General features: G+C 69.1%; 24 protein-coding genes. 6 read left to right on the plus strand and 18 right to left on the minus strand.

The window, feature by feature from the left end:
• Positions 1 to 27 precede the first annotated feature (27 nt).
• A complete protein-coding gene (locus ACAM57_RS04690) occupies positions 28 to 774 on the plus strand; it encodes a Crp/Fnr family transcriptional regulator (protein ID WP_126025596.1) in 747 nt (248 codons plus the stop codon).
• Between the two features lie 12 nt (positions 775 to 786).
• Here ACAM57_RS04690 and ACAM57_RS04695 read toward each other — a convergent pair whose 3' ends face one another.
• Both ACAM57_RS04695 and ACAM57_RS04700 read right to left on the minus strand, forming a co-directional pair.
• Positions 787 to 1,260: a DoxX family protein gene (locus ACAM57_RS04695; RefSeq protein WP_369660861.1), complete on the minus strand. Its 474-nt coding sequence runs from the start codon at positions 1,258 to 1,260 to the stop codon at positions 787 to 789.
• A 234-nt stretch (positions 1,261 to 1,494) separates the two neighbouring features.
• On the minus strand, positions 1,495 to 2,415 hold the full coding sequence (locus ACAM57_RS04700) for a LysR family transcriptional regulator (RefSeq protein ID WP_369660862.1): 921 nt from the start codon (positions 2,413 to 2,415) through the stop codon (positions 1,495 to 1,497).
• 152 nt (positions 2,416 to 2,567) lie between these two features.
• On the opposite strand from ACAM57_RS04700, the gene ACAM57_RS04705 reads away from it, so the two are divergent.
• Positions 2,568 to 4,166, plus strand: a complete 1,599-nt coding sequence (locus ACAM57_RS04705) for a glycosyltransferase family 39 protein (protein ID WP_369660863.1) — start codon at positions 2,568 to 2,570, stop codon at positions 4,164 to 4,166.
• A gap of 109 nt (positions 4,167 to 4,275) precedes the next feature.
• Here ACAM57_RS04705 and ACAM57_RS04710 read toward each other — a convergent pair whose 3' ends face one another.
• The 4 genes from ACAM57_RS04710 to ACAM57_RS04725 all read right to left on the minus strand — a co-directional run bounded on the left by ACAM57_RS04710 (position 4,276) and on the right by ACAM57_RS04725 (position 6,785).
• Positions 4,276 to 4,740: a YbaK/EbsC family protein gene (locus ACAM57_RS04710; protein WP_126025592.1), complete on the minus strand. Its 465-nt coding sequence runs from the start codon at positions 4,738 to 4,740 to the stop codon at positions 4,276 to 4,278.
• Between the two features lie 64 nt (positions 4,741 to 4,804).
• Entirely contained in the window at positions 4,805 to 5,128 is a 324-nt protein-coding gene (locus tag ACAM57_RS04715; RefSeq protein WP_126025591.1) for an AzlD family protein, read from the minus strand.
• The gene (locus tag ACAM57_RS04720; RefSeq protein WP_206169585.1) at positions 5,125 to 5,790 is read right to left on the minus strand and encodes an AzlC family ABC transporter permease; all 666 of its coding nucleotides are present in this window, start codon (positions 5,788 to 5,790) and stop codon (positions 5,125 to 5,127) included. The genes ACAM57_RS04715 and ACAM57_RS04720 overlap by 4 nt, the downstream gene beginning before the upstream one ends.
• A gap of 101 nt (positions 5,791 to 5,891) precedes the next feature.
• Complete coding sequence (locus tag ACAM57_RS04725) at positions 5,892 to 6,785, minus strand: AraC family transcriptional regulator (RefSeq protein WP_369660864.1); 894 nt, start codon at positions 6,783 to 6,785, stop codon at positions 5,892 to 5,894.
• Between the two features lie 170 nt (positions 6,786 to 6,955).
• On the opposite strand from ACAM57_RS04725, the gene ACAM57_RS04730 reads away from it, so the two are divergent.
• The 3 genes from ACAM57_RS04730 (at position 6,956) to ACAM57_RS04740 (ending at position 9,555) form a co-directional block, all read left to right on the plus strand.
• Positions 6,956 to 7,657, plus strand: coding sequence for an isoprenylcysteine carboxylmethyltransferase family protein (locus tag ACAM57_RS04730; RefSeq protein ID WP_206169584.1), 702 nt, complete (start codon positions 6,956 to 6,958; stop codon positions 7,655 to 7,657).
• 189 nt (positions 7,658 to 7,846) lie between these two features.
• Complete coding sequence (locus ACAM57_RS04735; RefSeq protein ID WP_369660865.1) at positions 7,847 to 8,683, plus strand: intradiol ring-cleavage dioxygenase; 837 nt, start codon at positions 7,847 to 7,849, stop codon at positions 8,681 to 8,683.
• 113 nt (positions 8,684 to 8,796) lie between these two features.
• A complete protein-coding gene (locus tag ACAM57_RS04740; RefSeq protein WP_126025587.1) occupies positions 8,797 to 9,555 on the plus strand; it encodes a sulfite exporter TauE/SafE family protein in 759 nt (252 codons plus the stop codon).
• Positions 9,556 to 9,673: 118 nt separating this feature from the next.
• Here the strand turns inward: ACAM57_RS04740 and ACAM57_RS04745 are convergent, their stop codons facing one another.
• The 5 genes from ACAM57_RS04745 to ACAM57_RS04765 form a co-directional block, all read right to left on the minus strand.
• Positions 9,674 to 10,033, minus strand: coding sequence for a DUF1428 domain-containing protein (locus tag ACAM57_RS04745; protein ID WP_126025586.1), 360 nt, complete (start codon positions 10,031 to 10,033; stop codon positions 9,674 to 9,676).
• Positions 10,034 to 10,103: 70 nt separating this feature from the next.
• Positions 10,104 to 11,570 (minus strand): DHA2 family efflux MFS transporter permease subunit, encoded by a 1,467-nt coding sequence (locus ACAM57_RS04750; protein WP_126025585.1) that lies wholly within the window; start codon positions 11,568 to 11,570, stop codon positions 10,104 to 10,106.
• A 35-nt stretch (positions 11,571 to 11,605) separates the two neighbouring features.
• Complete coding sequence (locus ACAM57_RS04755) at positions 11,606 to 12,025, minus strand: VOC family protein (RefSeq protein WP_369660866.1); 420 nt, start codon at positions 12,023 to 12,025, stop codon at positions 11,606 to 11,608.
• 18 nt (positions 12,026 to 12,043) lie between these two features.
• Positions 12,044 to 12,571: an SRPBCC family protein gene (locus ACAM57_RS04760; protein WP_369660867.1), complete on the minus strand. Its 528-nt coding sequence runs from the start codon at positions 12,569 to 12,571 to the stop codon at positions 12,044 to 12,046.
• A 40-nt stretch (positions 12,572 to 12,611) separates the two neighbouring features.
• The gene (locus tag ACAM57_RS04765; protein WP_369660868.1) at positions 12,612 to 13,049 is read right to left on the minus strand and encodes a VOC family protein; all 438 of its coding nucleotides are present in this window, start codon (positions 13,047 to 13,049) and stop codon (positions 12,612 to 12,614) included.
• Positions 13,050 to 13,180: 131 nt separating this feature from the next.
• Between ACAM57_RS04765 and ACAM57_RS04770 the strand changes: the two genes are divergently transcribed.
• A complete protein-coding gene (locus ACAM57_RS04770) occupies positions 13,181 to 13,834 on the plus strand; it encodes a TetR/AcrR family transcriptional regulator (protein WP_369660869.1) in 654 nt (217 codons plus the stop codon).
• A gap of 24 nt (positions 13,835 to 13,858) precedes the next feature.
• On the opposite strand, the gene ACAM57_RS04775 is transcribed toward ACAM57_RS04770, so the two are convergent.
• The 7 genes from ACAM57_RS04775 to ACAM57_RS04805 are packed head-to-tail and all read right to left on the minus strand — an operon-like array spanning position 13,859 to position 22,720.
• Positions 13,859 to 14,350: a MarR family winged helix-turn-helix transcriptional regulator gene (locus tag ACAM57_RS04775; RefSeq protein WP_369660870.1), complete on the minus strand. Its 492-nt coding sequence runs from the start codon at positions 14,348 to 14,350 to the stop codon at positions 13,859 to 13,861.
• Positions 14,351 to 14,396: 46 nt separating this feature from the next.
• Positions 14,397 to 16,145: an acyl-CoA dehydrogenase family protein gene (locus ACAM57_RS04780; protein ID WP_369660871.1), complete on the minus strand. Its 1,749-nt coding sequence runs from the start codon at positions 16,143 to 16,145 to the stop codon at positions 14,397 to 14,399.
• 25 nt (positions 16,146 to 16,170) lie between these two features.
• Positions 16,171 to 17,916, minus strand: coding sequence for a tannase/feruloyl esterase family alpha/beta hydrolase (locus tag ACAM57_RS04785; protein ID WP_369660872.1), 1,746 nt, complete (start codon positions 17,914 to 17,916; stop codon positions 16,171 to 16,173).
• Between the two features lie 46 nt (positions 17,917 to 17,962).
• Entirely contained in the window at positions 17,963 to 18,697 is a 735-nt protein-coding gene (locus tag ACAM57_RS04790) for an ABC transporter ATP-binding protein (RefSeq protein WP_369660873.1), read from the minus strand.
• 1 nt (position 18,698) lies between these two features.
• Positions 18,699 to 20,510, minus strand: coding sequence for an ATP-binding cassette domain-containing protein (locus ACAM57_RS04795; RefSeq protein ID WP_184640717.1), 1,812 nt, complete (start codon positions 20,508 to 20,510; stop codon positions 18,699 to 18,701).
• A 1-nt stretch (position 20,511) separates the two neighbouring features.
• Positions 20,512 to 21,552, minus strand: a complete 1,041-nt coding sequence (locus ACAM57_RS04800; protein ID WP_184640716.1) for a branched-chain amino acid ABC transporter permease — start codon at positions 21,550 to 21,552, stop codon at positions 20,512 to 20,514.
• Positions 21,553 to 21,583: 31 nt separating this feature from the next.
• Entirely contained in the window at positions 21,584 to 22,720 is a 1,137-nt protein-coding gene (locus ACAM57_RS04805) for an ABC transporter substrate-binding protein (protein ID WP_019656130.1), read from the minus strand.
• Between the last annotated feature and the right edge of the window lie 55 nt (positions 22,721 to 22,775).

A 22,775-nucleotide genomic window follows, 5' to 3' on the forward strand; every position in this document is an offset into this window, starting at 1 on the left:
ACGGGTTCGAAGCGGCACCCGAGCATAATGCGCGCGCCCCTACCGTCCCCCGGCATGGCCAAACCCGAACCTACCCCCCGCTCCAGCCTCGCGCTGCGCCAGATCGCGCTGCTCGAAGGCCTTTCCGACCAGCGGCTGGACCTGCTGGCCCAGCAATGCCTGTGGCACAGCGTGGAGGCCGGCAAGCCCCTGCTGCTGCGCGCCGAGCAGCAGGGCGAGGTGTTCCTGCTGGTCTCGGGCCGTGTGCGGGTGACGACCTACTCGGCCAACGGCCGCCAGGTGACCTTCCGCGACTCCGAAGCGGGCGAGCACTTCGGCGATATCTCCGCCATCGACGGCGGCCCGCGCTCCGCCGACGTGGTCACGCTGGAGCCCAGCGTGGTCGCCAGCCTCGACCGCGCTTCCTTCATGGCCCTGCTGCGCGACGAGCCCCTGGTGGCCGGCCGGGTGATGCTGCGGCTGGCGACGCTGGTGCGGCAGCTCTCGGAGCGGGTGATCGACCTGAGCACCCTGGGCGTGCAGAACCGGCTGCATGCCGAGCTGCTGCGCCTGGCCCGCGCCGCCGGCGTGGAGGGCAACCAGGCCCGGCTCGACCCGGCGCCCAAGCACGCGGCGCTGGCCAGCCAGATCAGCACCAACCGCGAGCAGGTGACCCGCGAACTCAACGTGCTGGCGCGCAGCGGCGTGCTGCGCAAGGACGACAAGGCCCTTCTGGTCGCCGACGTGGCCCGCCTGGAGGCGATGGTCTCGCAGGTACGCGGCGACGCCGGCTGAGCCGGGAGGCGATCAGTTCCAGCGGCCCTTGATGCCGCCGAGAGAGAAGCGGCCAGCGCCCAGCAGCACCACGGTCAGCGCGCCGAACAGGTACAGGCCCTGCAGTTCCAGCGCCCAGCCGCCCTGCTTGGTCAGCGCGAAGAAATCGGCCATGTGCACGAGGCCGAAGGCCACCAGCATGTTGATGACCACCACGCCGGCGGCGGCGCGGGTGTAGAGGCCCGCGATCATCAGCAGCGGCGCGACGATCTCGCCGACGTACACCAGGTAGGCGATGCCGCCCGGCAGGCCGGCCTTGGCCAGCATGCCGGCGATGAAGCCCACGCCGGCCGAGATCTTGAAGATGCCGTGCAGCAGCACCAGGAAGCCGACCGTCACGCGGATCAGCAGCTTGCCGGAATCGTCCAGCGTGGAGGGGGAGAGGGCGGACAGCGGCGACGCGATCGGCGCACGCGGGGTATTGGCGGCGGTGGCCTGGGTGTTCATGGCAGATCCTTGCAGGGTGGAAACGGTGGGTCCGCCGCGGAATGCGACGGTTGCGGTTCCAGTGTGCGGGGCTGCGGAAATGCGGAATGTGCGTTTACGCACATGTTTCAAGCATTGGCTGCGGTGCAGTCCCTTTCGTGGAACACCGCGGAACCGGCTTTGCCGGGCCGCAGGTGTTGCCCCCGGTAGGGGGTTGGCGCAGCGACACGAAGTGCGCGAAGCCTGGGGGCGAGCCTAGAACCTGCCTGTCCACTTGCGCTCGTAGTCCATCTTGCGGAAGTGGGCTGCCATGAAGTCGATGAAGCTGCGCACCTTGGCCGACAGGTGCTTGCGGCTCGGGTAGGCCAGGTTGATGGTCAGGTGCGGCAGGTCCCAGTCGTCCAGCGTGGGTACCAGCCGGCCGGCCACGATGTCGTCGTAGACGATGTAGGTGGGCTGCACCAGGATGCCTAGGCCGTCGAGCGCGGCCGCGCGCAGCACCTGGCCGTCGTTCGACTCCAGCAGGCCCGTGACCGACACCGTGTGCGTCTCCTTCCCGCGGCGAAAGCGCAGCTCGTTCGGGTTGTTGGCATGGGTGTAGATCAGCAGCTTGTGCCGCTTCAGCTCGTCCAGCGTCTTCGGAAAGCCGTGCTGCGCGAAGTAGCGCGGCGAGGCCGCGAGGATGCGCCGCGTCTCGCCGAGCCGGCGGATGGTGACGTTGGAGTCGGGCTCGAACTCGCGGGTGCGGATCGCCACGTCGATGTTGTTGTCGATCAGGTCGAAGTAGCGGTTGGCCGCCTCCACGTGCACCGTCACGCCCGGGTAGCGGTCGGTGTACTCGCGCAGCAGGGGCGCGATGTGGTGGATGGAGAACGACAGCGATGCCGTGACGCGCAGCGTGCCCGTCGGGTTGAGCGCGGTGGCGTTCACCGCCGATTCGGCGTCCGACAGGTCGGCCAGGATGGTGCGGGCGCGGCCGCAGAACTCGCGGCCGGTGTCGGTGAGGTACAGCCGGCGCGTGTTGCGCTCGACCAGCCGCGCGCCCAGCCGTGCCTCGAGCGCGCTCAGGTGGCGGCTGGCGGCGGCGTTCGAGAGGCCCAGCGCCTCGGCGGCGCGGCTCAGGCTGCCGGCATCGGCGATCTGCACGAGCAGGGCGATTTCGGTCCAGCGGTCCATGGGTTGTGTGTCTCCGAGACTTGCGGGCCGATCCTGGGCTGAACCGGGGCCCGGACGCCTGCAGGCAGGCTGGCGATTCTATGTGCCGGGGAGTGCAGGGGATGGCGGGTTGGTCAGGTGCCGTTAGGACTGCAGCTTTACAAAGGGAGGCAATGAATTCCTGGCTGATCCCTCCCGGCGCCCGTCCGGCGCCCGCGTTCGCGCGGCATCTTTCCCTGAATGGCGCGGTCGTCGTCGCGTTGCTGGCGCTGGTGGTGCTGTGGACGCTGCCCATGGCAACGTTCTACGAGACGCCGCCCTGGGACAACGTCGAGGAGCTCTTCTGGGGCGGCAGCATGCAATGGGGCTACTACAAACACCCGCCGCTGCCGAGCTGGCTGATGGGCCTGCCTGTCTTGCTGGCCGGCCGCCAGCCCTGGCTGACCTATGCCGCCGGCGTGGGCTGCGGCGTGGGCGCTCTCTACATCATGTGGCGCTGGTCGCTGGGCATGATGCCGCCGATGCGGGCGGCGCTCGCGGTGCTGCTCGGCTCGCTGGTGACCTACCACGTGCAGCGCGCCACCATCTTCAACCACAACACCGTGCAGCTGCTGCCGATGGCGGGCTACTGGTGGATGCTGTGGCGCGTGCTGCGCAGGCCTTCGGCAGGCGGCCGCTTCGATTGGCTCTGGCTCGGCGTGTTCGCGGCGCTGTCGATGCTCACCAAGTACAGCGCGCTGGTGCAGTTCGCGGTGGGCGCGGGCTTCATCCTCCGCGAAGGCTCGTGGCGCGACGCGCGCGTGCGTCGCGACCTGCTGCGCGCGAGCGGCGTGGCGCTGCTGCTCATGGCGCCGCATCTCGCATGGCTGGTGCAGCATGGCGACCAGACCATCGGCTACGCGCGGCACTCGGTGCATCCGTCGGGTCCGCTGCTGAAGCATGTGCACCCGCGGCCGCTTCGCATCCTGCTGGTGCAGGTCGCTCGCCTGTCACCGATGCTGCTGTTCGTCGCGTGGGCGTGGTTCACGCGCGAGCGCGGCACGGCGCAGGAGAAGACGCCGCAAGGCGGCTTCGACCGCCGCTTCCTCGCCTGGGCCACCTTCGGGCCGCTGTGCCTGGTGCTGGCGATGTCGGTGCTGCTCCACATGCGGCTGGTGGCCTCGTGGCTCAGCACCTTCTTCCTGCCGGTCGCCGTGTGGGCCGTGATGGTGGTGCCGGGCCTCGAAGCCGACCGCTGGACGCGCCGCCGATGGGTCGGCACGCTGACTGTGGCTGCCATCCTCCACATCGCCGGATCGTTCGGCCAGGCCTGGGTCGATGGCGTCTGGAGCGCGCGCCATGGCTACATCACCCGCGCCAACCTGCCATCGGGGCAGATCGCCGAAGCCGTTCAGACCGTGTGGCATGTGCGCGCCGGCGACCGTCCGCTGCGGCTGATGGTGGGCGACACCTGGTTCACTGGCGCGGTGATGCTGCACATGGACCCGGACGTACAGCTGCTGATCGACGGCGATCCCCGCACCTCGCCATGGCTGCCGCCCGATGCGCTGGCGCGCGAGGGCGGCATGGTGCTGATCCTCGACACGCCGGAGTTCCGCTCCGAGGGCGCGCTGCTGGAGCCGCTGCTGGCCACCGCCAGCTGCTCCGGCAGCCTGCGCCTGCCCTGGGCGGGCGAGGACGATGCGCGCAGTGTGCGGGTGCGCTGGGGCATCCTGCCGGGCAGCGATGTGCAGGAAGAGCTGCGGGGCTGCCTGCCGGCGGCTGCGCCCTGATGGCTGCGAGGAATCTCTTGGACTCAGACGCGGCCGACCCGTTGACTCTGGCGATCAAACGAAGAGCCGCGACCGGCAATGCTGGACTCAGTCCGGCAAATGCGGGCGATCACCGCTTGACGAGGTCGTGCAGCGCACAGCGACTTACCCGGACAAGTTCGGCACTGCGAATCTGCAGGGTCGAATCATTCCGCCCCGTGCCGCAATAGATCGTTTCCATTGCCGTCACTCCCGAATCGACGACTACCCGTGCCCCGTTGATCGGCAAGGGTACGACGCCTCCCGGGACCATCGCGAGGAACTGTGCCAGTTCCATGTCCGTTGCCATGTGGAGATCCGCTCTCCTCACGCCAAGTGCATCGGCGATCTTCTTGTAGTCCGCGCGCTCGGCCGCCCGCATGGCGGCGATCGCGTAGCGATCGCCCGGCAGGCGGAAGGCCAGGCTCTTGACCATCGCATCGGGATCGAAGGGAAGCAGGCGCTGCGCTTCAGCGAAGCTCACCACGGCGTCGTGGTCGTGCACTTCGAAGATCGCATCGCTCGACGTCAGGAAGGAATGTATGGCCGGGCTCATCGCATCCAGGGTATCGAGGAACCGGGAAGCCGATCCGAGCCGTTGCTGCCGTACTCGCGGACACTCATGGCGCACCTGCCATGCCGAGGCCAAGACGCAGCACGGCCACCGCAACGACGCCCACCAGGATCGTTCCGAGAAGCGGAAGGCGGACCGAGGCCACCGCCGCCAGCAGGCCCGCCAGCGTTTCCGGCCAGCCGGTGACCAGCAGGGTCGGCGCGATGATCGTGACGAACATGACGGGCGGTATGGCATCCAGGGCTGCTTTCGCGCGGCCGCGGACGGCGAACCGATCGCCGCGCACCAACAGCATGCCGGCGACCCGGGTGAGATAGGTGACGATGGCCATCGCCGCGATCGCCTCGAGGGTTGTCGCGTGGAACGTCATGCGGGCTGCGGCTCCTGTGCTTGCTCGGGCCGCGCCGCGAAGTAGGCCACCGCGATGCCGGCCATGGCGCCGGCCATCACGTGCCACGGCGCACCCAGGGTGTGGAACACGGCCGCCGACGACAGGCCGCTGGCGGCGATGGCAAAACCGGTGCGCCGCCACCCCATCCAGAACCTGGCCGTCATGCCGATGAACAAGGCCGCCAGCGCGAAGTCCGCGCCGATCTGCCGGGGATCGCCGAGATAGGCGCCCAGCCACGCGCCGGCCATGGTCGCACCAGCCCACGCGGCCGTGAAGACGAGCGCCAGGCCCATCCAGTAGGACCAGGTGACCGGCAGGCCCGCGCGCGCACGCTGCTCTGCGAATCCCCATGTCGGATCGGTTAGCAAGGCCAGCGCCACGCACATGCGCAGGCGCGTCATGCCGGCCTTCGCGAGCTTCGGAACGAGGGTCAGGCTCATCAGCGCGTGGCGCACATTGATCAGCAAGGTGGACAGCAGGATCGGCCCGAGCCTCGGCCCGTCGTTCGCCCACAGCTGGACCGCCGCGAACTGCGATGCGCCCGCGTTGACGAGCAGTGACATCCATCCGGCCTCCGCGGCGTGGATGCCCTTGGACCTGCACAGGGCTCCGAGCAGCAGGCCGATCGGAACCGCGACCATCACTGCAGGCAGGATGTCCCTTGCGCCTTCGGCGGCTGTGGCGAGCGAGGAGGGTCGGCGATCCGGCGGAGCCGCGGATGAGGCGGGGCCTTCGCGCGGCCTCATTTCGACACCCCGTCCCTGTAGGCACCGGGCGTCACGCCGACCCTGGCCTTGAAGACGCGTGTCAGGTGGGCCTGGTCTGCAAAGCCGGTTGCCGACGCCACGGCGATCGGCGCTTCTCCCCGGCGCAGGCGGCGCTTTGCCGCCTCGATGCGGCGGCCGACCAGATAGGCGTGCGGTGTGGTCCCCGCTTCATTGCGGAACATGCGGATCAGGTGAAACCGGCTCACGCCGACTTCGCCGGCGAGGTCGGCCAGGCACACGTCGCTCGACGTGGCTTGATCTTCCAGCATCGACTTGACCCTGGACACTCGCTGCTGCTCCCGGCCTCGCGGGGCCTCGGGGCGGAAGCGCTCGGCGTGTCGCTCGAGGCAGCAGGCATAGGCCAGCAGCAGCGCTTCCTCCGTGCCCAGCGACCAGCCATAGGTCTCCAGTGCCAGGTGCGCGGCCACCAGGCGAGTGGCCGCGGCGGGGTCCCGGATCACCCGGCACCGGAAATGCGGCTGGACTTCATGGCCGGTGATCTCGGCCGCCAGGCGCTGAACGAGCGACGCGGAAGGGTAGGTCACCCGGTAGCTGTAGCCCGTGTCGTCATGGGGCGTCCCGTCGTGCACGTCTTCCGGGTTGAGCAGCGTCAGGTCTCCCGGGCTGGCGCGATGCCGCGTACCTTGAAGCCACAAGGTGCCACAGCCCGAGGTGATCGCTCCGATCACGAAAGTCTCGTGCGCATGCAGGGCATAGCGGTGCTTCCTGAAGGTTGCGGTCAGGCAGTCCACCCGTTCCTCGCCTGTCATGCACCCCGAGGTGAAGAAGCGTGCGTCGTCCCGCAGCGCGTTGCGGGATCGGAGGCCATCAGGCCCGAGTGCTTCTTCACGGTGTCCGTCTTCTCGCATGAAGCCATTCTTGCAGCGCAGGAAACGCCTGTCTTGAAGAAAATTGACATGCCTGATCCGGCATGATGACCACATCATCGAGACCCGCAACGCACGTCATCGGCTCGCGCGCGGCAGCGCAATGACGAAGAAGCGCGCCAGATCGGATGACCCCGGAAGGAGCACCAGTCATGGAAGCCCCCAGGCAACCGCCATCGATCTCACCGCCTGCAGCGATCGCCTATGCGATCGGCCTGCCGCTGGCCTTGCTCGTCCTGATCTTCCTGCCCGCAGGCTCCATCGGCTGGCGACCTGGGTGGGTGTTCCTTGCAGTGCTGCTTCTTGGGTTCGGTGTCTCGGCGCTGGTGCTCGCGCGAGTCAACCCGATGATCTATCGTGCACGCAGTCGCTTCCAGCCGGGGACGAAAGACTGGGACAAGGCGCTGCTTGCGGTCATCCTGCCCGCGATGGTGGCGATTCTTCCCGTCGCGGCGCTCGATGCCGGGCGCTATCAGTGGTCACCAGTGCCGGCCTGGGTCATGGTGGTGGGGCACGTCGCGTTGCTCGCCGGGATCGCAATGACCGCTTGGGCACAGGCCGTGAATCCTTTCTTCGAGCCCGGCGTTCGAATCCAGTCGGAGCGCCATCAGTGCGTGATCGATGTGGGGCCTTACCGGTTCATCCGGCATCCGGGGTATGCCGCGGCGCTCGCACTGTTCTTCGGCATGGCGCTCGCGCTGGGCTCGCTGTGGGCGCTCCTGCCCGCCGCGCTCGCTTCGGCGTTGCTGGTACTGCGAACCTCCTGGGAAGATCGCCTGTTGCAGGCAGAGCTTTCCGGGTACGCGGACTATGCCGGTCGCGTGCGCTGGAGGTTGCTCCCCGGCCTGTGGTGACAGCGGCCGGAAGCGGTGAGCGCGTCTCCCCGATAGCCAGCCAGCCGCAGACGGAACGCCGCCACAGGGCGAACGACCTTTCCGCTGCACGGAAAAATCATTTGCGCCCGGGGTGCTTCAACCGGCGCGGCGAGCGGCCTACAGTCTGGCGAAGTCGAAGTTCGACCGGACAACTTGGAGACAGCCACGATGCGCAACCTCAACCAGGACAACATCACGCAGGCCGTGCTCGCGCGCTTCGCCGACACGCCCGATCCGCGCCTGCGCGAGATCTTGACCAGCCTGGTGCAGCACCTGCACGCCTTCGCGCGCGAGGTGAAGCTCACCGAGGACGAGTGGTTCCAGGGCATCCAGTACCTCACGGCCACGGGCCGGAAGTGCGACGACAAGCGGCAGGAGTTCATCCTGCTGTCGGACGTGCTGGGGCTCTCGATGCTCACCATCGCGATGAACAACGACAAGCCGGCCGGCTGCACGGAGGCCACCGTGTTCGGCCCCTTCTATTTCGATGGCGCGCCCGAGTACGAGCATGGCGACGACGTGGCCAACGGCGCCGAGGGCGAGCCCTGCGACGTGTTCGCCACGGTGCGCGGTCTCGGCGGCGAGCCGGTGGCGAATGCGGTCGTCGATGTTTGGCAGGCCGATGCGGGCGGGCACTACGACGTGCAGCACGCGGGACTCGACCACGCGGAGAACCGGGGCACGCTGCGCACGGGGCCCGACGGCTCGCTGCACTTCCGCAGCGTGGTGGCGGTGGCGTACCCGATCCCGGTCGACGGGCCGGTGGGCGACCTGCTGCGCGCGACGAAGCGCCATCCGTGGCGGCCCGCGCACCTGCATTTCAAGATCGAGGCGCCGGGCTACGAGCGGCTCATCACGCACGTGTTCCGCGAGGGCGACGAGTACCTCGACTCGGATGCCGTGTTCGCGGTGCGCCAGTCGCTGGTCGCGCCTTGGACGAAGCAGGACAACGGCCGCTGGCGGCTCGACTTCGACTTCGTGCTCAATCCGCTGAAGCAGGGATAGCGGCTGTTCTGCAGCGGACGGAGTAGTCCCCTGGCGGGCGCGGCCGGCACCGTCCTGCTACGCTCGGCAGGCCCGCCGCGATGGCGGGGCTTGTGCGGCTGCTTCCTCCCTCCATGGCTTTTCCCCTGATCACCGACCCGTACTTCTACGCGGTCGCCATTCCCGCCGTGCTCCTGCTCGGCATCAGCAAGAGCGGCTTCGGCGCGGGCTTCGGCTCGCTGGCGGTGCCGATGATGGCGCTGGCCGTCACCGTGCCGCAGGCGGCGGCGATCCTGATGCCGCTGTTGCTGCTGATGGACGTGCTGGGCCTTGCCGCGTTCCGGCGCGACTTCGACCGCTCGCTGCTGAAGTTCCTGATTCCCTTCGGGCTGCTGGGCACGGTGATCGGCACGCTGCTGTTTCGCATGCTCTCGGCACACACTGTGGCGGGCATCGTCGGCGTTTTCACGCTGCTCTTTCTGGCGCAGCGCCTGCTGTTTCCGCCGAAGCCCGACGATCCGCTGCCCTCGCGCGGCGTCGGCGCGGTGCTGACCACGGTGTCGGGCTTCACCAGCTTCATCGCGCACGCGGGCGGGCCGCCGATCAACGCCTACGTGATTCCGCTGCGGCTCTCGCCGGTGATCTTCACGGCCACCATGGCCTACTTCTTCTTCGTGGTGAATCTCAGTAAGTGGATTCCCTACGCGTGGCTCGGCCTGCTCGACTTCCGCACGCTGGCCACCTCGCTGGTGCTGATGCCGATCGCGCCCTTCGGCGTGTGGGTCGGCATCCGCATCGCGCGGCGCATCGATGCGACGTGGTTCTATCGCTTCGTCTATCTCGGGATGTTTCTGACCGGCCTCAAGCTCGTCTATGACGGCTTCCTGGCCTGAGGCCGGCGAAGCGAGGCCTTTTCGCGAACACCGCGGAACCGGCTTTGCCGGGCCGCAGGTGTTGCCCCCGGTAGGGGGTGGCGTAGCGACACGAAGTGCGCGAAGCCTGGGGGCGAGCCTAGAACTCGACGATGGATTTGAAGCCGCCGAAGATCATGCGCTTGCCGTCGAAGGGCATGGACTTGGGGTCCATCCCGGCGATGCGCGGGTCTGCCATCACCTTCGCGTTGACCGTGTCGCGGTGCTTGCGCGACTTGTAGACGATCCACGAGAAAGCGACGGTCTCGTCGGGCTTTTGCTTCACGCTCTGCGGAAATGAAGTGAGCTTGCCCGGCTTCACGTCGTCGGCGATGCACTCCACGTATTCGAGCGCGCCGTACTCCATCCATACCTTGCCGGCCTTGCGCGCCAGCTTGCGGTAGGCCTCGACGTTGGCCGTGGGGATGGCGATGATGAAGCCGTCTACATAGCGAGCCATGTTTGTTCTCCTGAAGAGTCTGTGGAACCGTTGAAGAAAGAAGACCGGCGGCTGCATGGCACGTTGCCGCTCATTGCGATGCCGCCGTTCCCTGGGGTGCCGCTGTTTCTTCGTTGTTCTGCATCTGCCCCGGCATGGCGGAGCGAAGCAGCAAGGCACCGAGCAGACCCGCCACCGCCGCGAACACGGCGCCGACGAGGAACGCGAGGTTGTAGCCGCCGGTGAGCGCCAGCGGCATCTGCGCGCCGGCGGCTTCCATCGACGCGGTGCGCGCCGCTGCGGCGCTCGCCAGCACGGCCAGGCCCAGCGCGCCGCCCATCATGAAGGAGGTGTTGACCACGCCCGAGGCCAGGCCCGAGTCGGCAGGGCTCACCTCGCTCATCGCGGCCAGCAGCACCGGGTTGAAGGCCATGCCCGCGCCCAGGCCCAGCAGCATCATGCCGGGCAGCACGTCGAGCACGAAGCTGCCGTTGACCGGCGCGCGCGCGAACAGCGCCAGCCCGATGGCCGCGAGCCACAATCCGGCGGCCAGCGGCTTGCGGATGCCGAAGCGCATCACGATCTTCGCCGAGAGGCCCAGCGAGAACACCGCCATGATGATGTTGGCCGGCAGGAAGGCCAGGCCGATCTGCATTGGCGTGTAGTTCAGCACCAGCTGCATGTAGAGCGCCGAGATGAAGAACCACGCGAACATGGCCGCGGCCCACAGCACGCCGACCACGTTGGCCACCGACACGCTGCGCAGCTTGAACAGGCCCAGCGGCATCAGCGGATGCTGCACCCGCGATTCGATGGCGATGAAGATCGCCAGCAGCACCACGGCCGCGCCCAGCAGGCCGAGCGTCTGCGTGGAGCCCCAGCCGGCCTCGTTGCCGTTGACCACGCCGTACACCGCGAGCATCAGCGACAGCGTGACGGTGATGGCGCCGGCCACGTCGAGCTTCTCGCCGTGCGCATGGCCGCGCGCGCTGGGTAGCAGCGCCACGCACAGCGCATACACCGCGATGCCGATGGGCAGGTTGACCAGGAAGATCCAGTGCCAGCTCAGCGTGCTGGTGAGCAGGCCGCCGAGCAGCACGCCGATGCTGCCGCCGCCGGCGCACACGAAGCCGTACACGCCCATCGCCTTTGCGCGGTCGGCCGGCTCGGTGAAGAGATTCATGATGAGCGAGAGCGACACGGCCGACACCACCGCGCCGCCCAGGCCCTGCACCGCGCGCGCCGCCACCAGCAGGCCCTGCGAGGTCGAGACCCCGCAGGCCAGCGATGCCAGCGTGAACAGCACCAGGCCCGCGAGGAACACGCGGCGGTGGCCGTACAGGTCGCCCAGCCGGCCGCCCAGCAGCAGGAAGCCGCCGAAGGTCAGCATGTAGGCGTTCACCACCCAGACCAGCGAGGTCTCGGTGAAGCCAAGGTCGGTACGGATCGAGGGCAGCGCCACGTTCACGATGGTGGTGTCGAGCACGATCATCAGTACGCCGAGGCACAGCACCATCAATGCGAGCCAGCGCTTGCGGCTGTCGAGTTGGTTGGTCATGGGAAGCGGGCTTCTTGGAGTGGACAGGAAGCGGCTCAGACCAGCGGCTTGCCGCCGTTGATGAGCCACGGAGTGCCGAAGCGGTCGGTCACCATGCCGAAGCCTTCGACCCAGAAGGTCTTCTCGAAGGGCATGCCGACATGGCCGCCCTCGGCGAAGGCGTCGAACACGCGGCGGGCCTCGGCCACGGTCTCGATGGTCAGCGCGACGCCGAAGCCCTTCATGCCTTCGTACGGCTGGCCGGGCATGGAGTCGGAGGCCATGAGGATGCCCTGGCCGTAGGCGAGCGAGGCATGCATGATGCGCTTCTTCGCCTCGGGCGGGAACTGCTCGGTGTCGGGCGTTTCGCCGACGGTCATCATCATCTGCATGGTGCCGCCCAGCGTCTTCTCGTAGAAGCGCATGGCCTCGGCTGCGTTGCCGTCGAAGGTGAGGTAGGCGTGGATGTGGGGCATGATTTTTCCTTTCGGGAATTACTTTTCGGTGGCGGCCTTCAGGTTGGCAAGGCCCGTCTCGAAGTCCTTGCCGATCATGTGGTCCATGTTGAAGAAGATGCCCATGAGCTTGGCGACGTAGGGGCTCGGGCCGTACATGGCCCAGGTGACCTGCGTCGCATTGCCCTGGGGCTGCAGCGTGAATTCGGCCGTGTTGTGGCCTTCGAAGGGCTTGATGAAGTCGAGCTTGATCGCGACCTTCGACGAAGGCGCCGACTCGACGATCTCCATGCGGCCCGCGCCGGCCTTGTCGTTGCCTTCCCAGGCATAGGTCGCGCCCTTGCCGCTCGCGCTGCCGCCGAAGCTGCGCTTCATGGCGGGGTCGAGCTTCTCGTAGGGCGACCAGGCGCCCCAGCGGTGGAAGTCGTCGATCAGCGGAAAGATCTTCTCGGCCGGCGCCTCGATGCGCGCGGTGCGCTCGACGCGGAAAGTGTCGGGCCGGGTGGCCGCGAAGATCAGCAGCGCGGCGATCGCGAGCACGATGACGAGGGCGATTTTCTTGAGCATGGCGGGGCTTCCGGGAGATTGGCGGCGCGGGCGGGTGCGATCAGGCAGGGTGTGCGACGACCAGCAGCCAGCCCACGCCGAAGCGGTCGGTCAGCATGCCGAACTTGGAGGTGAAGAAGGTCGGGATCAGCGGCTGCATGACCTGTCCGCCTTCGGCCAGCGCGTCGAACCACTTGACGGCTTCGGCGTCGGTGCTGGCGGTGAGCGCGAGCATGACGCCCTCGAACTTCGGCTGGCCCGAGCAGCGGCCGTCGGAGGCCATCAGCTCGGTCTCGCCGATGCGGAACACCGCGTGCATCACTTTCTCGGCATCGGGCGTGCCGCCGGCGCAGCCGGCTTCGGCGTTCTCCGAAGGGGCGCCCGCGGGTGCTTCCTTGTAGCGCATGAGCTGGGTGACTTCGGCGCCGAGCGCCTTCCTGTAGAAGCCGAGCGCTTCGTCGCAGCGGCCTTCGAATGAGAGATACGACTGGACTTTCATGACAATTCCTTTGGACTGAAGAGGTGACTCGGAGGCCCCCGGTGTCTCGGGCCGCAAACAATCGGATTACTTTGTGTACACCGTCCACAAAGAATAGCAGAGATAATGGACAGTGTCCACATGGAGAAGCGATGAAGCTCAACAACGTCCCCGAGAGCCTGCCGCCCGCCCGCAGCACGTATCGCCACGGCGATCTGCGCCGGGCGCTGCTGGAAGCAGGCATCGAACTGGCCCGCGACGGCGGTCCCGACGCGGTCGTGTTGCGCGAGGCCACCCGGCGCGTCGGCGTGGTGCCCAACGCGGCCTACCGGCACTTCGAAAGCCGGCAGGAGTTGCTGCTCGCGGTGCGCGAGGCAGCGCTGGCCGCGGCGGCGCAGGCGATGGAAAAAGAACTGGCGGCCCAGCCCTGCGACCAGCCCCCCGCCGACTTCGCGCGCGGGCAGGTGCGCGCCATCGGCACCGCCTACCTGCGCTTCGCCCAGGCCGAGCCGGGCCTGTTCCGCACGGCCTTCGTGATCTCCGACGAGGGCCGCGGCGAACTCGGCCCAGGCAAGGCCGGCGAGAGCGGGCTCGATCCGTTCCAGCTGCTGGGCAAGGCCATCGACCGGCTGGTGGATGCCGGGGTGCTCGACCCGGCGCGGCGCCCCAATGCCGAGTACTGCGCCTGGAGCGCGGTGCACGGGCTGGCGCTGCTCATCATCGACGGGCCGCTGCGCGAGATGCCGCCCGATGCGGCCTACAAGCTGGGCCAGCAGCTCATCGACATGGTCGAGCGGGGCCTCTGAGACCGGTGCCGCTGCAGACCGCCGCTACAGATAGATCTTCTGCAGCAGCCTTATCAGCGTCTCGCGCTCCCGCGCCGTGAGCTTGGCGCTGGCATCGGCCTCCAGCTGGATCACGGTCTGCTCCGCCTCGCGGATCAGCGCCTCCCCGGCCGCCGTGAGATGCAGCCCGACCGCGCGGCCATCATGCGGATGAGGCCGGCGTTCTATCAATCCGCGGCTGTCGAGCGTCGCCACCAGGCTCACGAGGTTCGGCGGCAGGATGTCCAGCGCATTGCACAGCTGCCGCGAAGTGGCACCGGGGTTGTGCGCCAGCAGCGACAGCACCGAGAAATCGATCTGCTTGAGCCCGTAGGGCGCCATGCGCTCCGCGAAAAAGGCGCTGACGATCAGCCAGGCCCGGCGGGCGTTGTAGCCGACCAGGGTTTCGAGCATGCGCGCATCGAGCCGGTCCGGCTTGCCTTGCGGCGCCGCGGCCTGCTCGCCTTTGGCGGGAGCGGATTTCGGGGTGGAGGCCATGGCCCGAGCGTAACCCCGCCCGGACGCCCGCGAACGCCCGGAGTGGCTAGTTGGAGACACCGCCACCGGGCGCGGCCGCATGGGTCAGCGCCACCGTTTCGCAGGCCTTCTTGACGATGCCCATCCGCATCTCGAATTCAGGCAGCACCCAGCGCCTGAAGGCGGCCGCCACGCGCGCCTTCTCCGCGTCGCCGGGCGAGGCCGTCTCGATGCGTGCCCAGGCCCACGCCAGCATCGCGAGCATGGTCGAGCGCAGGTAGTCGTCGGCCACCTCGTACGGCAGCGCCGGGTCGGCATGCGCAGCCATGGCCACGGTGGTGCCCAGGTAGCGCAGCTGCGCCAGCCGGCGCTGCACGTCGGCATCGGCCTCGCGGGAGGCGTCCAGCGTGTCGCGCAGCTCCAGCAGCACGGCCGACATGGCGGCGCCGCCGTCGGGCAGCACCTTGCGCACGAGCAGGTCGATGGCCTGGATCTCGTTGGTGCCCTCGTAGATCATCGTCACGCGCGAGTCGCGCACGATCTGCTCGATGCCCCATTCGCGCACGTAGCCGTGGCCGCCGAACACCTGCAGGCATTCGCTCGCGCCGTGGAAGGCCTGGTGCGTGCACGCGGCCTTGAGCACCGGCGTGACCAGCGAGCACCAGCGCTGCGCGCGCTCGCGGGCCTTGGGGTCGGCGTCGTGCGCGGCCACGTCGAGCATCAGCGCGCTGCGGTAGGCGATGGTGCGCGCCCCGTCGATCCAGGCGCGCTGCGTGTCGAGGATGCGGCGCACCGCCGGGTGCTCGGCGATCAGGTCGGCACTCTCGCCGCCGCGGCTCGCGGGCACCGGGCCCGGCGCGCGCATCTGGCGGCGCTCCGCCGCGTAGGCGTCGGCTTTCTGCCAGGCCGCGTCGAGCAGGCCGATGCCCTGCAGGGCCACGTGCAGGCGCGCCGAATTCATCATCACGAACATGGCGGCCAGCCCGCGGCCGGGCTCGCCGACCAGCCAGCCGGTGGCGTCGTCGAAGCGCATGCTGCAGGTGGGGCTGCCGTGCAGGCCCATCTTTTCCTCGATGCGCTCGCAGTGCACCGCGTTGCGCGTGCCGTCGGGCAGCAGCCGGGGTACCAGCGCCAGCGACAGGCCCTTGGGGCCGGCCGGCGCATCGGGCAGGCGGCACAGCACGAGGTGGACGATGTTCGGCGTCAGGTCGTGCTCGCCGCCGGAGATGAAGATCTTGCTGCCGCTCACCCGCAGGCTTCCGTCGGCCTGCGGCACGGCTCGTGTGCGCACCTGTCCCAGGTCGCTGCCCGCGTGCGCCTCGGTGAGGCACATGGTGGCGAGCCATTCGCCGGTGGCGATCTTCTGCAGGTAGCGCTGCTTCAGCTCGTCGCTGCCGTGGTGCTTGAGGCAGGCGTACGCGCCGTGCAGCAGCCCGGGCGCCATCGTGAGGCCGTGATTGGCGGCGGCCAGCCACTCGTAGAGCACCGCTTCGAGCACCGCCGGCAGGCCCTGGCCGCCGTCTTCCGGCGCGGCCGAGAGCGCGGGCCAGCCGCCGTCGACGAAGGCCTGGTACGCCTCGCGAAAGCCAGGCGGCGAGGTGACTTCGCCATTGGAAAAACTGCAGCCCGTTTCATCGCCGGCCCGGTTGATCGGCGCGACCACTTCGCCAACGAAGCGCCCGGCCTCCTCGAGCACCTGCGAGTGCAGCGCCTCGTCGACTTCGGCAAAGGGCGCGAGCGCGGCAAGGCGCGCGGGCGCATCGAGCACCGCGTTCAGCAGGAAGCGGACGTCATCGGGGCGGGGCTGGTAATCCATCGGAGGCTCGGTAACTGGCTAGGTATCAGGGCGTGGGCAGCTTGCAAGCGAAGCTGCCTGCGCGCTCGGCATCGCCGCCGGTGTAGGTGGCGACCTGCGGATAGGGGCACAGCGGCCGCGTGCGTTGCGCGGCCCAGCCGGCAGGCACTTCGGCATTCAGCACCGGCGTGCCCGCGCCGCGTGCCGAGGCGGTAACGGATGCGGGCGCCTTGCCCTGCTCGACCCAGTCGACCAGCGCGCTGAGCATGTCGAACTGGTCGGTGGCCGGACCGCCCGCGCAGTGGTTCATGCCGGGCACCGGGAAGTAGCGCGCGAACGAGGAGGCATCGCCGCCGTTCGCGGCGCGAACGCGCTCGTACCAGGCCTGCGTGTCGTCGGAGGAGAACACCGGGTCGCTGGTGCCGTGGTAGACGATCATGCGGCCGCCGCGCTCGCGCAGCGCGCTCAGGTTGGCCGCGTCGGGCGGCGTCATGAACGACAGCGCCGATTCGCGAAACACGCCGTCGGTGGCAGCGATGCGCGGCGCGTCGCGGTCCATGTCGAAGCCCAGCGCGAAGGGCAGGCCCTGCGGCCGGTCGGCCAGCGGCGGCGTGCTGAAGATGAAGCCCACGGCGCCCGCGTCGCGCGTCGGCGGGCTCGCGAACTTCCACTCGCGCCAGTTGGCGCCGCTCACGCCCGCATCGAAGGGAAAGCCGCTGTAGATCGGCTGCCCCGCGCTGTTGCGCGCGCCCTTGAACACGTTGGCGAGCGCGTTCTTCTGCGGCGCGCTCAGGCACATGGCGTCGCGCGTGCCGGCGGCGCAGGTCGGCACGTCGCGCTGGATGTCGAAGCGCGTGCGGCAGGCGTTGACGTCCGACACGATGCCGTCGGCAATGCCGTCGAGTGCATCGCAGCGCTGCAGCACCTTGTCGGCCACCAGCTTCAGCTCGGCAGGCGTGAAGGCGCTCTGCAGGTCGGGCTGGCCGGCGGGCGTCTTCGCGCTGGCCACCGCCGCGTACTGCTGCGCGCCGTAGAGCTGCGCCACCGCCGCCTTCGGCAGGTTGAAGCCGGGGTCGCCCGCGAGCACGCCGTCGTACTGGCCGGCCGAACGCACGGCCGCCACCATCGCATGCCGCCCGCCGTTGGAGCAGCCGCCGATGTACGAGCGGTCGGGCCCGCGGCCGTAGGCCTTGGCGATCAGGTTCTTGGCCATCGGCGTGAGCTGCGCGACGGCGTTGTAGCCGTAGTCGAGCCGCGCCTGCGGGTCGAGCCCGAAGCGCGGGCCCATCGAGCCTGCGTGGCCGGCGTCGGAGCTGATGACGGCGAAGCCCATCTGCAGCGCACTGCTGCGCGGCCCGCCGCCGCCGATGCCGCCAAGCGCGGGCACCACTACACCGTCGAGCCCGCCGTTGGCCTGGTAGAAGAAGCGGCCGTTCCAGGCGACCGGCAGCCGCATCTCGAAGCCGATGGCATAGCGCTGGCCATCGACGGGGCTGGTGCGCTCGTTCATGCGGCCCTGCACCAGGCAGTGCGCGGGCGCCGCCATCGCGACGCCGCCGACCGTGACGGTGCCGGCCGCCACTTCGGTGGCCGATGTGTAGACAGTGCCCGGCAGCACCGCGCGGGCGGCGAGGTCGGTGCAGGCCTGCAGCGTGCCGGGGCGCGCGGCGGCCAGCGCCGCATGGGGAGCCGCAGGCGCGGTGGACCAGCTCGCGCAGGCCGCGAGCAGCGCGGCGGCGCCGAGCGCGGTCGCGCACAGGGCTGGATGGAAGCGGCGCTGTGGCTTCTTCATGCTGTGGTCTCCTTGCGGCCGCGCGGGTCGCGGCGTTGTCGTTGGCTCAGGCGGCTTTTCTCGCGGCGCCCAGGTAGGTGTCGATCACGCGCGAGTCGACGGCCAGCTTCTTCGCCTCGCCCTCCAGGCTGACGCTGCCCATCTCGAGCACGTAGCCGTGGTCCGCCACTTCGAGCGCGGCGCGCGCGTTCTGCTCCACCAGCAGGATGGTCACGCCGGTGGCGCGCAGCGCCTCCACGGTGCGGAAGATCTCCTGCACCACCAGCGGCGCGAGCCCGAGGCTGGGCTCGTCGAGCATCAGCAGCGTGGGGCGCGACATCAGCGCGCGGCCCACCGCCAGCATCTGCCGCTCGCCGCCCGAGAGCGTGCCGGCCAGCTGGGCGCGGCGCTCCTTCAGGCGCGGGAACAGCGTGTAGACCTCGTCGATGCGGTCGCGCCACTGGCGGTTGCGCAGCCGCACCTGGCGGAAGGCGCCGAGCACGAGGTTGTCTTCCACCGGCATGGTGCCGAACAGCTCGCGCTTCTCGGGCACGAGCGCGATGCCGAGCATCACGCGCTCCTCCAGCGACAGCCCGTTGACCGGCTGGCCCTTGAATTCGATGATGCCTTTGGAGGGCAGCACGCCCATCAGCGAATTCAGCAGCGTGGACTTGCCGGCGCCGTTCGGTCCGATCACCGTGACCACGCTGCCCTGGCCGGCCTGCAGGTCGATGCCGTGCAGCACCTCGGCGCGGCCGTAGCCGGCGTGCAGGCCGCGGATGCGGAGCAATGGAGATGTCATGTCAGTGCTCCGTTCCCAGATACGCAGCGCGCACCTTGTCGCTCGCCTGCACCTCGGCGGGCGTGCCCTCCATCAGGTGCGTGCCGAATTCCATCACCACGATGTGGTCGCAGATGTCCATCACCAGTCCCATGTCGTGCTCGACCAGCAGGATGCTCATGCCCTCGCCGCGCAGCTGGCGCAGCACCTTGCCGAGCGCTTCCTTCTCCTTGTGCCGCAGGCCGGCGGCGGGTTCGTCGAGCAGCAGCAGGGCCGGATCGGCGCACAGGGCGCGCGCGATTTCCAGCAGGCGCTGCTGGCCCATCGCGAGATTGCCCGCGAGCTCGTGCAGGTAGTCGCCCATGCCCACGCGCTGCAGCTGGCGCTCGGCCTCGCGGAACAGCGCGCGCTCCTCGGCGCGGTCGATGCGCAGCATGGCGGCGACGGCGCCCTTGCGGCCGCGCAGGTGCGCGCCGAGCGCCACGTTCTCCAGCACCGTCATGTCAGCCACCATCTTCACGTGCTGGAAGGTGCGCGACACGCCGCGCTGCGCGATCTGCCGCGCGCCCAGCCCGCCGATGGCTTCGCCGCGGAAGCTCACCGCGCCGCCCGAGAGCCCGAGCACGCCGGTGATCAGGTTGAAGGTGGTCGACTTGCCCGCGCCGTTCGGACCGATCAGGCCGACGATCTGGCCGGCGCGTGTCTGGAAGCTGATGTCGTTCACCGCCACCAGCCCGCCGAAGGTCTTGCGGATGGCGCGCACGTCGAGCACCACCTCGCCGGCTGCCGGCCTGGCGCGCGCGGGCAGGTCGCCGGCATCGCGCCAGTCGACCGCGCGGCGCGGACGCGGCAGGCGGCGGTCGACGAAGGCCCAGAGCCCGTCGGGCAGGTACTTGAGCACCAGCACGATCATGATGCCGAAGACGATCAGCTCGTAGCTGCCGGCCGTGCCGATCAGCTTGGGCAGCAGCACCTGCAGCTGGTCTTCGAGCTGCTTGACCACGCCCGCGCCGGCAATCGCGCCCCACACATGGGCCGCGCCGCCGAGCACTGCCATGAACAGGTACTCGATGCCCATCTTCAGCCCGAAGGGCGACGGGTTCACCGTGCGCTGGAAGTGCGCGAAGAGCCAGCCCGAGACCGATGCGAAGAGGGCGGCGAGTACGAAGATGCCGATCTTGAAGCGCAGCGTGTTCACGCCCATGGCCTCGGCCATCTGCGAGCCGCCGGCCAGCGCGCGGATGGCGCGGCCGCTTCGCGAGTCGAGCAGGCGGATCACCGCGAAGGCCGCGAGCAGCGCGAAGATCCACACCACCGCATAGAACATGCGCTGCTGGCCGATCTCGAAGCCGAACACCGTGAGGCCCTTCACGCCGAGGATGCCGTCGTACTTGCCCAGCGCCTCCAGGTTGCCCATGAGGTAGTAGAGCGACAGCGCCCACGCGATGGTGGCCAGCGGCAGGTAGTGCCCCGACATGCGCAGCGTGATCGCGCCGATGATCGCCGCGCTGATGCCCGTGAGCGCCATGCCGATGAAGAGCGTGACCCATGGCGACAGGCCGGTGTTCACCGTGAGGTAGGCGGTGGTGTACGCGCCGATGCCCACGAAGGCCGCCTGCCCGAAGGAGGTGAGCCCCCCCACGCCGGTGAGCAGCACCAGGCCCAGCACCGGCAGCGTGTAGATGCCGACGTAGTTGAGCTGGATGATCCAGAAGTCGGGCAGCGGCAGCAGCGGCAGCGCGATGAGCACCAGCACCAGCGCGAGCGGGCCCCAGGTGCGCAGCGCGCTCTTGTCGGGCGCATGGGCCGTCGAGGGATTCAGGAGCGCTTCCATGTCAATGTTCCTCGTCCGAATGGCCGCTCTTCAGCGAGCGCCACAGCAGCACCGGCAGGATGATGGTGAACACGATCACTTCCTTGAACGAACTGGCCCAGAAGGAGCCGAAGGACTCGATCACGCCCACGGCCAGCGCGCCGACGAGCGCGCCGGGGTAGCTCGCCAGGCCTGCGATCACGCCGGCCACGAAGCCCTTCAGGCCGATGAGGAAGCCCGAGTCGTAGAACACCGTGGTGGTCGGACCGATCAGCAGGCCCGAGAGCGCGCCGATCAGCGCCGCCATCGCGAAGGTGAGCTGCCCGGCCGCCTGGGTGGAGATGCCCATGAGCCGCGCGCCCAGCCGGTTCACGGCGGTGGCGCGCAGCGCCTTGCCGTACAGGCTGCGCTCGAAGAACAGGTACAGCAGCACGATCAGCGCGGCCGACATGCCGAAGATGATGAGCGCCTGCCCGCTCACGTTGAGAGGCCCGAGCGCCATGCGCTCGTCCCAGAACGGCGGGTTGCGGAAACCCTCCGCGCCGAAGAAGAGCAGGCCCAGCCCGGTCATCGCGAAGTGCACGCCCACCGAGACGATCAGCAGCACCAGCGAGCTCGCCCCCGCCAGCGACTGGTAGGCCACGCGGTAAACCAGTGGCCCGAACGCCGTGACGATGAACACAGTGAGCAGCGCCTGCACGCCGATCGGCAGGTTGCGCGGGCCGGCCCAGGCCGAGATCGCGCAGATGACGGCGGGTGCCGCGAGCGTGCGCAACGCAGCCTTCAGCCCGGCCGCCGCGCTGCCGTTGTGGCGCCAGGTGGTGACCAGGTCCATCAGCGCCGCGACGCCGGCCAGGATGAGCAGCAGCCACACCGTGCCCGGCGTCTTGCCGGTCTGGAAGATCGCCAGCGTCAGCGCGCCGTACGCCACGAATTCGCCCTGCGGAATGAAGATGACGCGGGTCACCGTGAAGACGAGCACGATGCCCATGCCCAGCAGGGCGTAGATCGCGCCATTGGTGAGGCCGTCCAGCGTCAGGATGCTGGCGATCGAGAGATCCATGGCGTGTGTTCGATGCGGCTGAAGAAGGGGATTACTGCTCGACCTTGAACGCGCCGTTCACCACCTTGAGCATCACGCCGGTCTCGGTCGTGTAGCCCCAGTGGTCCTGCGCCGTCCAGTTCAGCACGCCGTGCGCGAGCACCGTGCGGCCCATGCCCTCGAGCGCGTCGCGCAGCGCGGCGCGGAACTCCGGCGTGCCGGGCTTGGCCTTCTTGAGCGCGACCGGCACGGCCTTCTCGAGCACCGTGAGCGCGTCGGCCGCGTGGCCGGCGAACTGGTTGCGCGAGCCGGGGCCGTAGGCCTTCTCGTAGCCCTGCACGAAGGCGACGGCGGCGGCCTTCGAGGGATGGCTGTCGGGCAGCTGCTCGGCCACGGTGGCGGGGCCCGAGACCACGAAGGTGCCCTCGGCGTCCTTGCCCGCGGTGCGCATCAGGTCCTGCGTGGCGGCGGCGTGCGTCTGGTAGACCTTGCCCTTGTAGCCGCGCTCCATCACCGCCTTCTGCGGCATGCCGGCGCCGCTGCCCGAAGCGACGATCAGGATCGCGTCGGGGTTGGCCGAGGTGAGCTTGAGCACCTGGCCGGTCACGCTGGTGTCGGCGCGCGCGAAGCGCTCGGTGGCGACGATCTTGATGCCGTTCTTGGCGGCCTCGGCCGTCAGCGCCTTGAGCCACAGCTCGCCGTAGGCGTCGGTGTAGCCGAGGAAGCCGACCGTCTTCACGTTCTGCTTCTTCATGTGCGCGACCACCGCGTAGGCCATCACGTCGTTCGACTGCGGCAGGCGGAAGAACCACTTGTCCTTGCCCGGCGGCAGGCCGGCCGGCGCGGTCGACAGCTGCGGCGTGCCCGACTCGGCCGTGACGTCGGCCATCGGGATTGCGACGGGCGTGGCGCTGGAGCCGATGATGATGTCTGCCTTGTCCTCGGTGACCAGGCGCTGCGCGTCCTTCACGCCGGTGGTCGGGTCGGTGGCGTCGTCGAGCACCACCACCTTGAGCGTCTCGCCCGCGATGGTCTTCGGCCAGATGGCGATGCCGTTCTTCACCGGAATGCCCAGGCCCGAGGCCGGGCCGGTGAGCGGCTGCACCACGCCCACGGTGATGTCGGCATGGGCGAGGCCCATGGCCATGAGCGCCAGCACGGCGGCGAGGGTGGTCTTCTTGAAAGTCATCGGTGTCTCCTGGGTACGTTGTGAAGCGGGCGGAACGAACGCGAAAAAGAAGGAA

The sequence above is a fragment of the Variovorax sp. V15 genome (assembly GCF_041154425.1).
Classification (GTDB): domain Bacteria; phylum Pseudomonadota; class Gammaproteobacteria; order Burkholderiales; family Burkholderiaceae_C; genus Variovorax; species Variovorax guangxiensis.

Bases quoted from the DNA above. Each gene is read 5' to 3' on its own strand.
- ACAM57_RS04710 (WP_126025592.1), bottom strand. From the start codon at position 4,740: ATGAGCCCGGCCATACATTCCTTCCTGACGTCGAGCGATGCGATCTTC.
- ACAM57_RS04740 (WP_126025587.1), top strand. From the start codon at position 8,797: ATGGCTTTTCCCCTGATCACCGACCCGTACTTCTACGCGGTCGCCATT.
- ACAM57_RS04780 (WP_369660871.1), bottom strand. From the start codon at position 16,145: ATGGATTACCAGCCCCGCCCCGATGACGTCCGCTTCCTGCTGAACGCG.
- ACAM57_RS04775 (WP_369660870.1), bottom strand. From the start codon at position 14,350: ATGGCCTCCACCCCGAAATCCGCTCCCGCCAAAGGCGAGCAGGCCGCG.
- ACAM57_RS04805 (WP_019656130.1), bottom strand. From the start codon at position 22,720: ATGACTTTCAAGAAGACCACCCTCGCCGCCGTGCTGGCGCTCATGGCC.
- ACAM57_RS04760 (WP_369660867.1), bottom strand. From the start codon at position 12,571: ATGCTCAAGAAAATCGCCCTCGTCATCGTGCTCGCGATCGCCGCGCTG.
- ACAM57_RS04770 (WP_369660869.1), top strand. From the start codon at position 13,181: ATGAAGCTCAACAACGTCCCCGAGAGCCTGCCGCCCGCCCGCAGCACG.
- ACAM57_RS04795 (WP_184640717.1), bottom strand. From the start codon at position 20,510: ATGGAAGCGCTCCTGAATCCCTCGACGGCCCATGCGCCCGACAAGAGC.
- ACAM57_RS04800 (WP_184640716.1), bottom strand. From the start codon at position 21,552: ATGGATCTCTCGATCGCCAGCATCCTGACGCTGGACGGCCTCACCAAT.
- ACAM57_RS04690 (WP_126025596.1), top strand. From the start codon at position 28: ATGCGCGCGCCCCTACCGTCCCCCGGCATGGCCAAACCCGAACCTACC.
- ACAM57_RS04745 (WP_126025586.1), bottom strand. From the start codon at position 10,033: ATGGCTCGCTATGTAGACGGCTTCATCATCGCCATCCCCACGGCCAAC.
- ACAM57_RS04785 (WP_369660872.1), bottom strand. From the start codon at position 17,916: ATGAAGAAGCCACAGCGCCGCTTCCATCCAGCCCTGTGCGCGACCGCG.
- ACAM57_RS04705 (WP_369660863.1), top strand. From the start codon at position 2,568: ATGAATTCCTGGCTGATCCCTCCCGGCGCCCGTCCGGCGCCCGCGTTC.
- ACAM57_RS04790 (WP_369660873.1), bottom strand. From the start codon at position 18,697: ATGACATCTCCATTGCTCCGCATCCGCGGCCTGCACGCCGGCTACGGC.
- ACAM57_RS04735 (WP_369660865.1), top strand. From the start codon at position 7,847: ATGCGCAACCTCAACCAGGACAACATCACGCAGGCCGTGCTCGCGCGC.
- ACAM57_RS04725 (WP_369660864.1), bottom strand. From the start codon at position 6,785: ATGCGAGAAGACGGACACCGTGAAGAAGCACTCGGGCCTGATGGCCTC.
- ACAM57_RS04755 (WP_369660866.1), bottom strand. From the start codon at position 12,025: ATGCCCCACATCCACGCCTACCTCACCTTCGACGGCAACGCAGCCGAG.
- ACAM57_RS04765 (WP_369660868.1), bottom strand. From the start codon at position 13,049: ATGAAAGTCCAGTCGTATCTCTCATTCGAAGGCCGCTGCGACGAAGCG.
- ACAM57_RS04750 (WP_126025585.1), bottom strand. From the start codon at position 11,570: ATGACCAACCAACTCGACAGCCGCAAGCGCTGGCTCGCATTGATGGTG.
- ACAM57_RS04730 (WP_206169584.1), top strand. From the start codon at position 6,956: ATGGAAGCCCCCAGGCAACCGCCATCGATCTCACCGCCTGCAGCGATC.
- ACAM57_RS04715 (WP_126025591.1), bottom strand. From the start codon at position 5,128: ATGACGTTCCACGCGACAACCCTCGAGGCGATCGCGGCGATGGCCATC.
- ACAM57_RS04720 (WP_206169585.1), bottom strand. From the start codon at position 5,790: ATGGTCGCGGTTCCGATCGGCCTGCTGCTCGGAGCCCTGTGCAGGTCC.
- ACAM57_RS04695 (WP_369660861.1), bottom strand. From the start codon at position 1,260: ATGAACACCCAGGCCACCGCCGCCAATACCCCGCGTGCGCCGATCGCG.
- ACAM57_RS04700 (WP_369660862.1), bottom strand. From the start codon at position 2,415: ATGGACCGCTGGACCGAAATCGCCCTGCTCGTGCAGATCGCCGATGCC.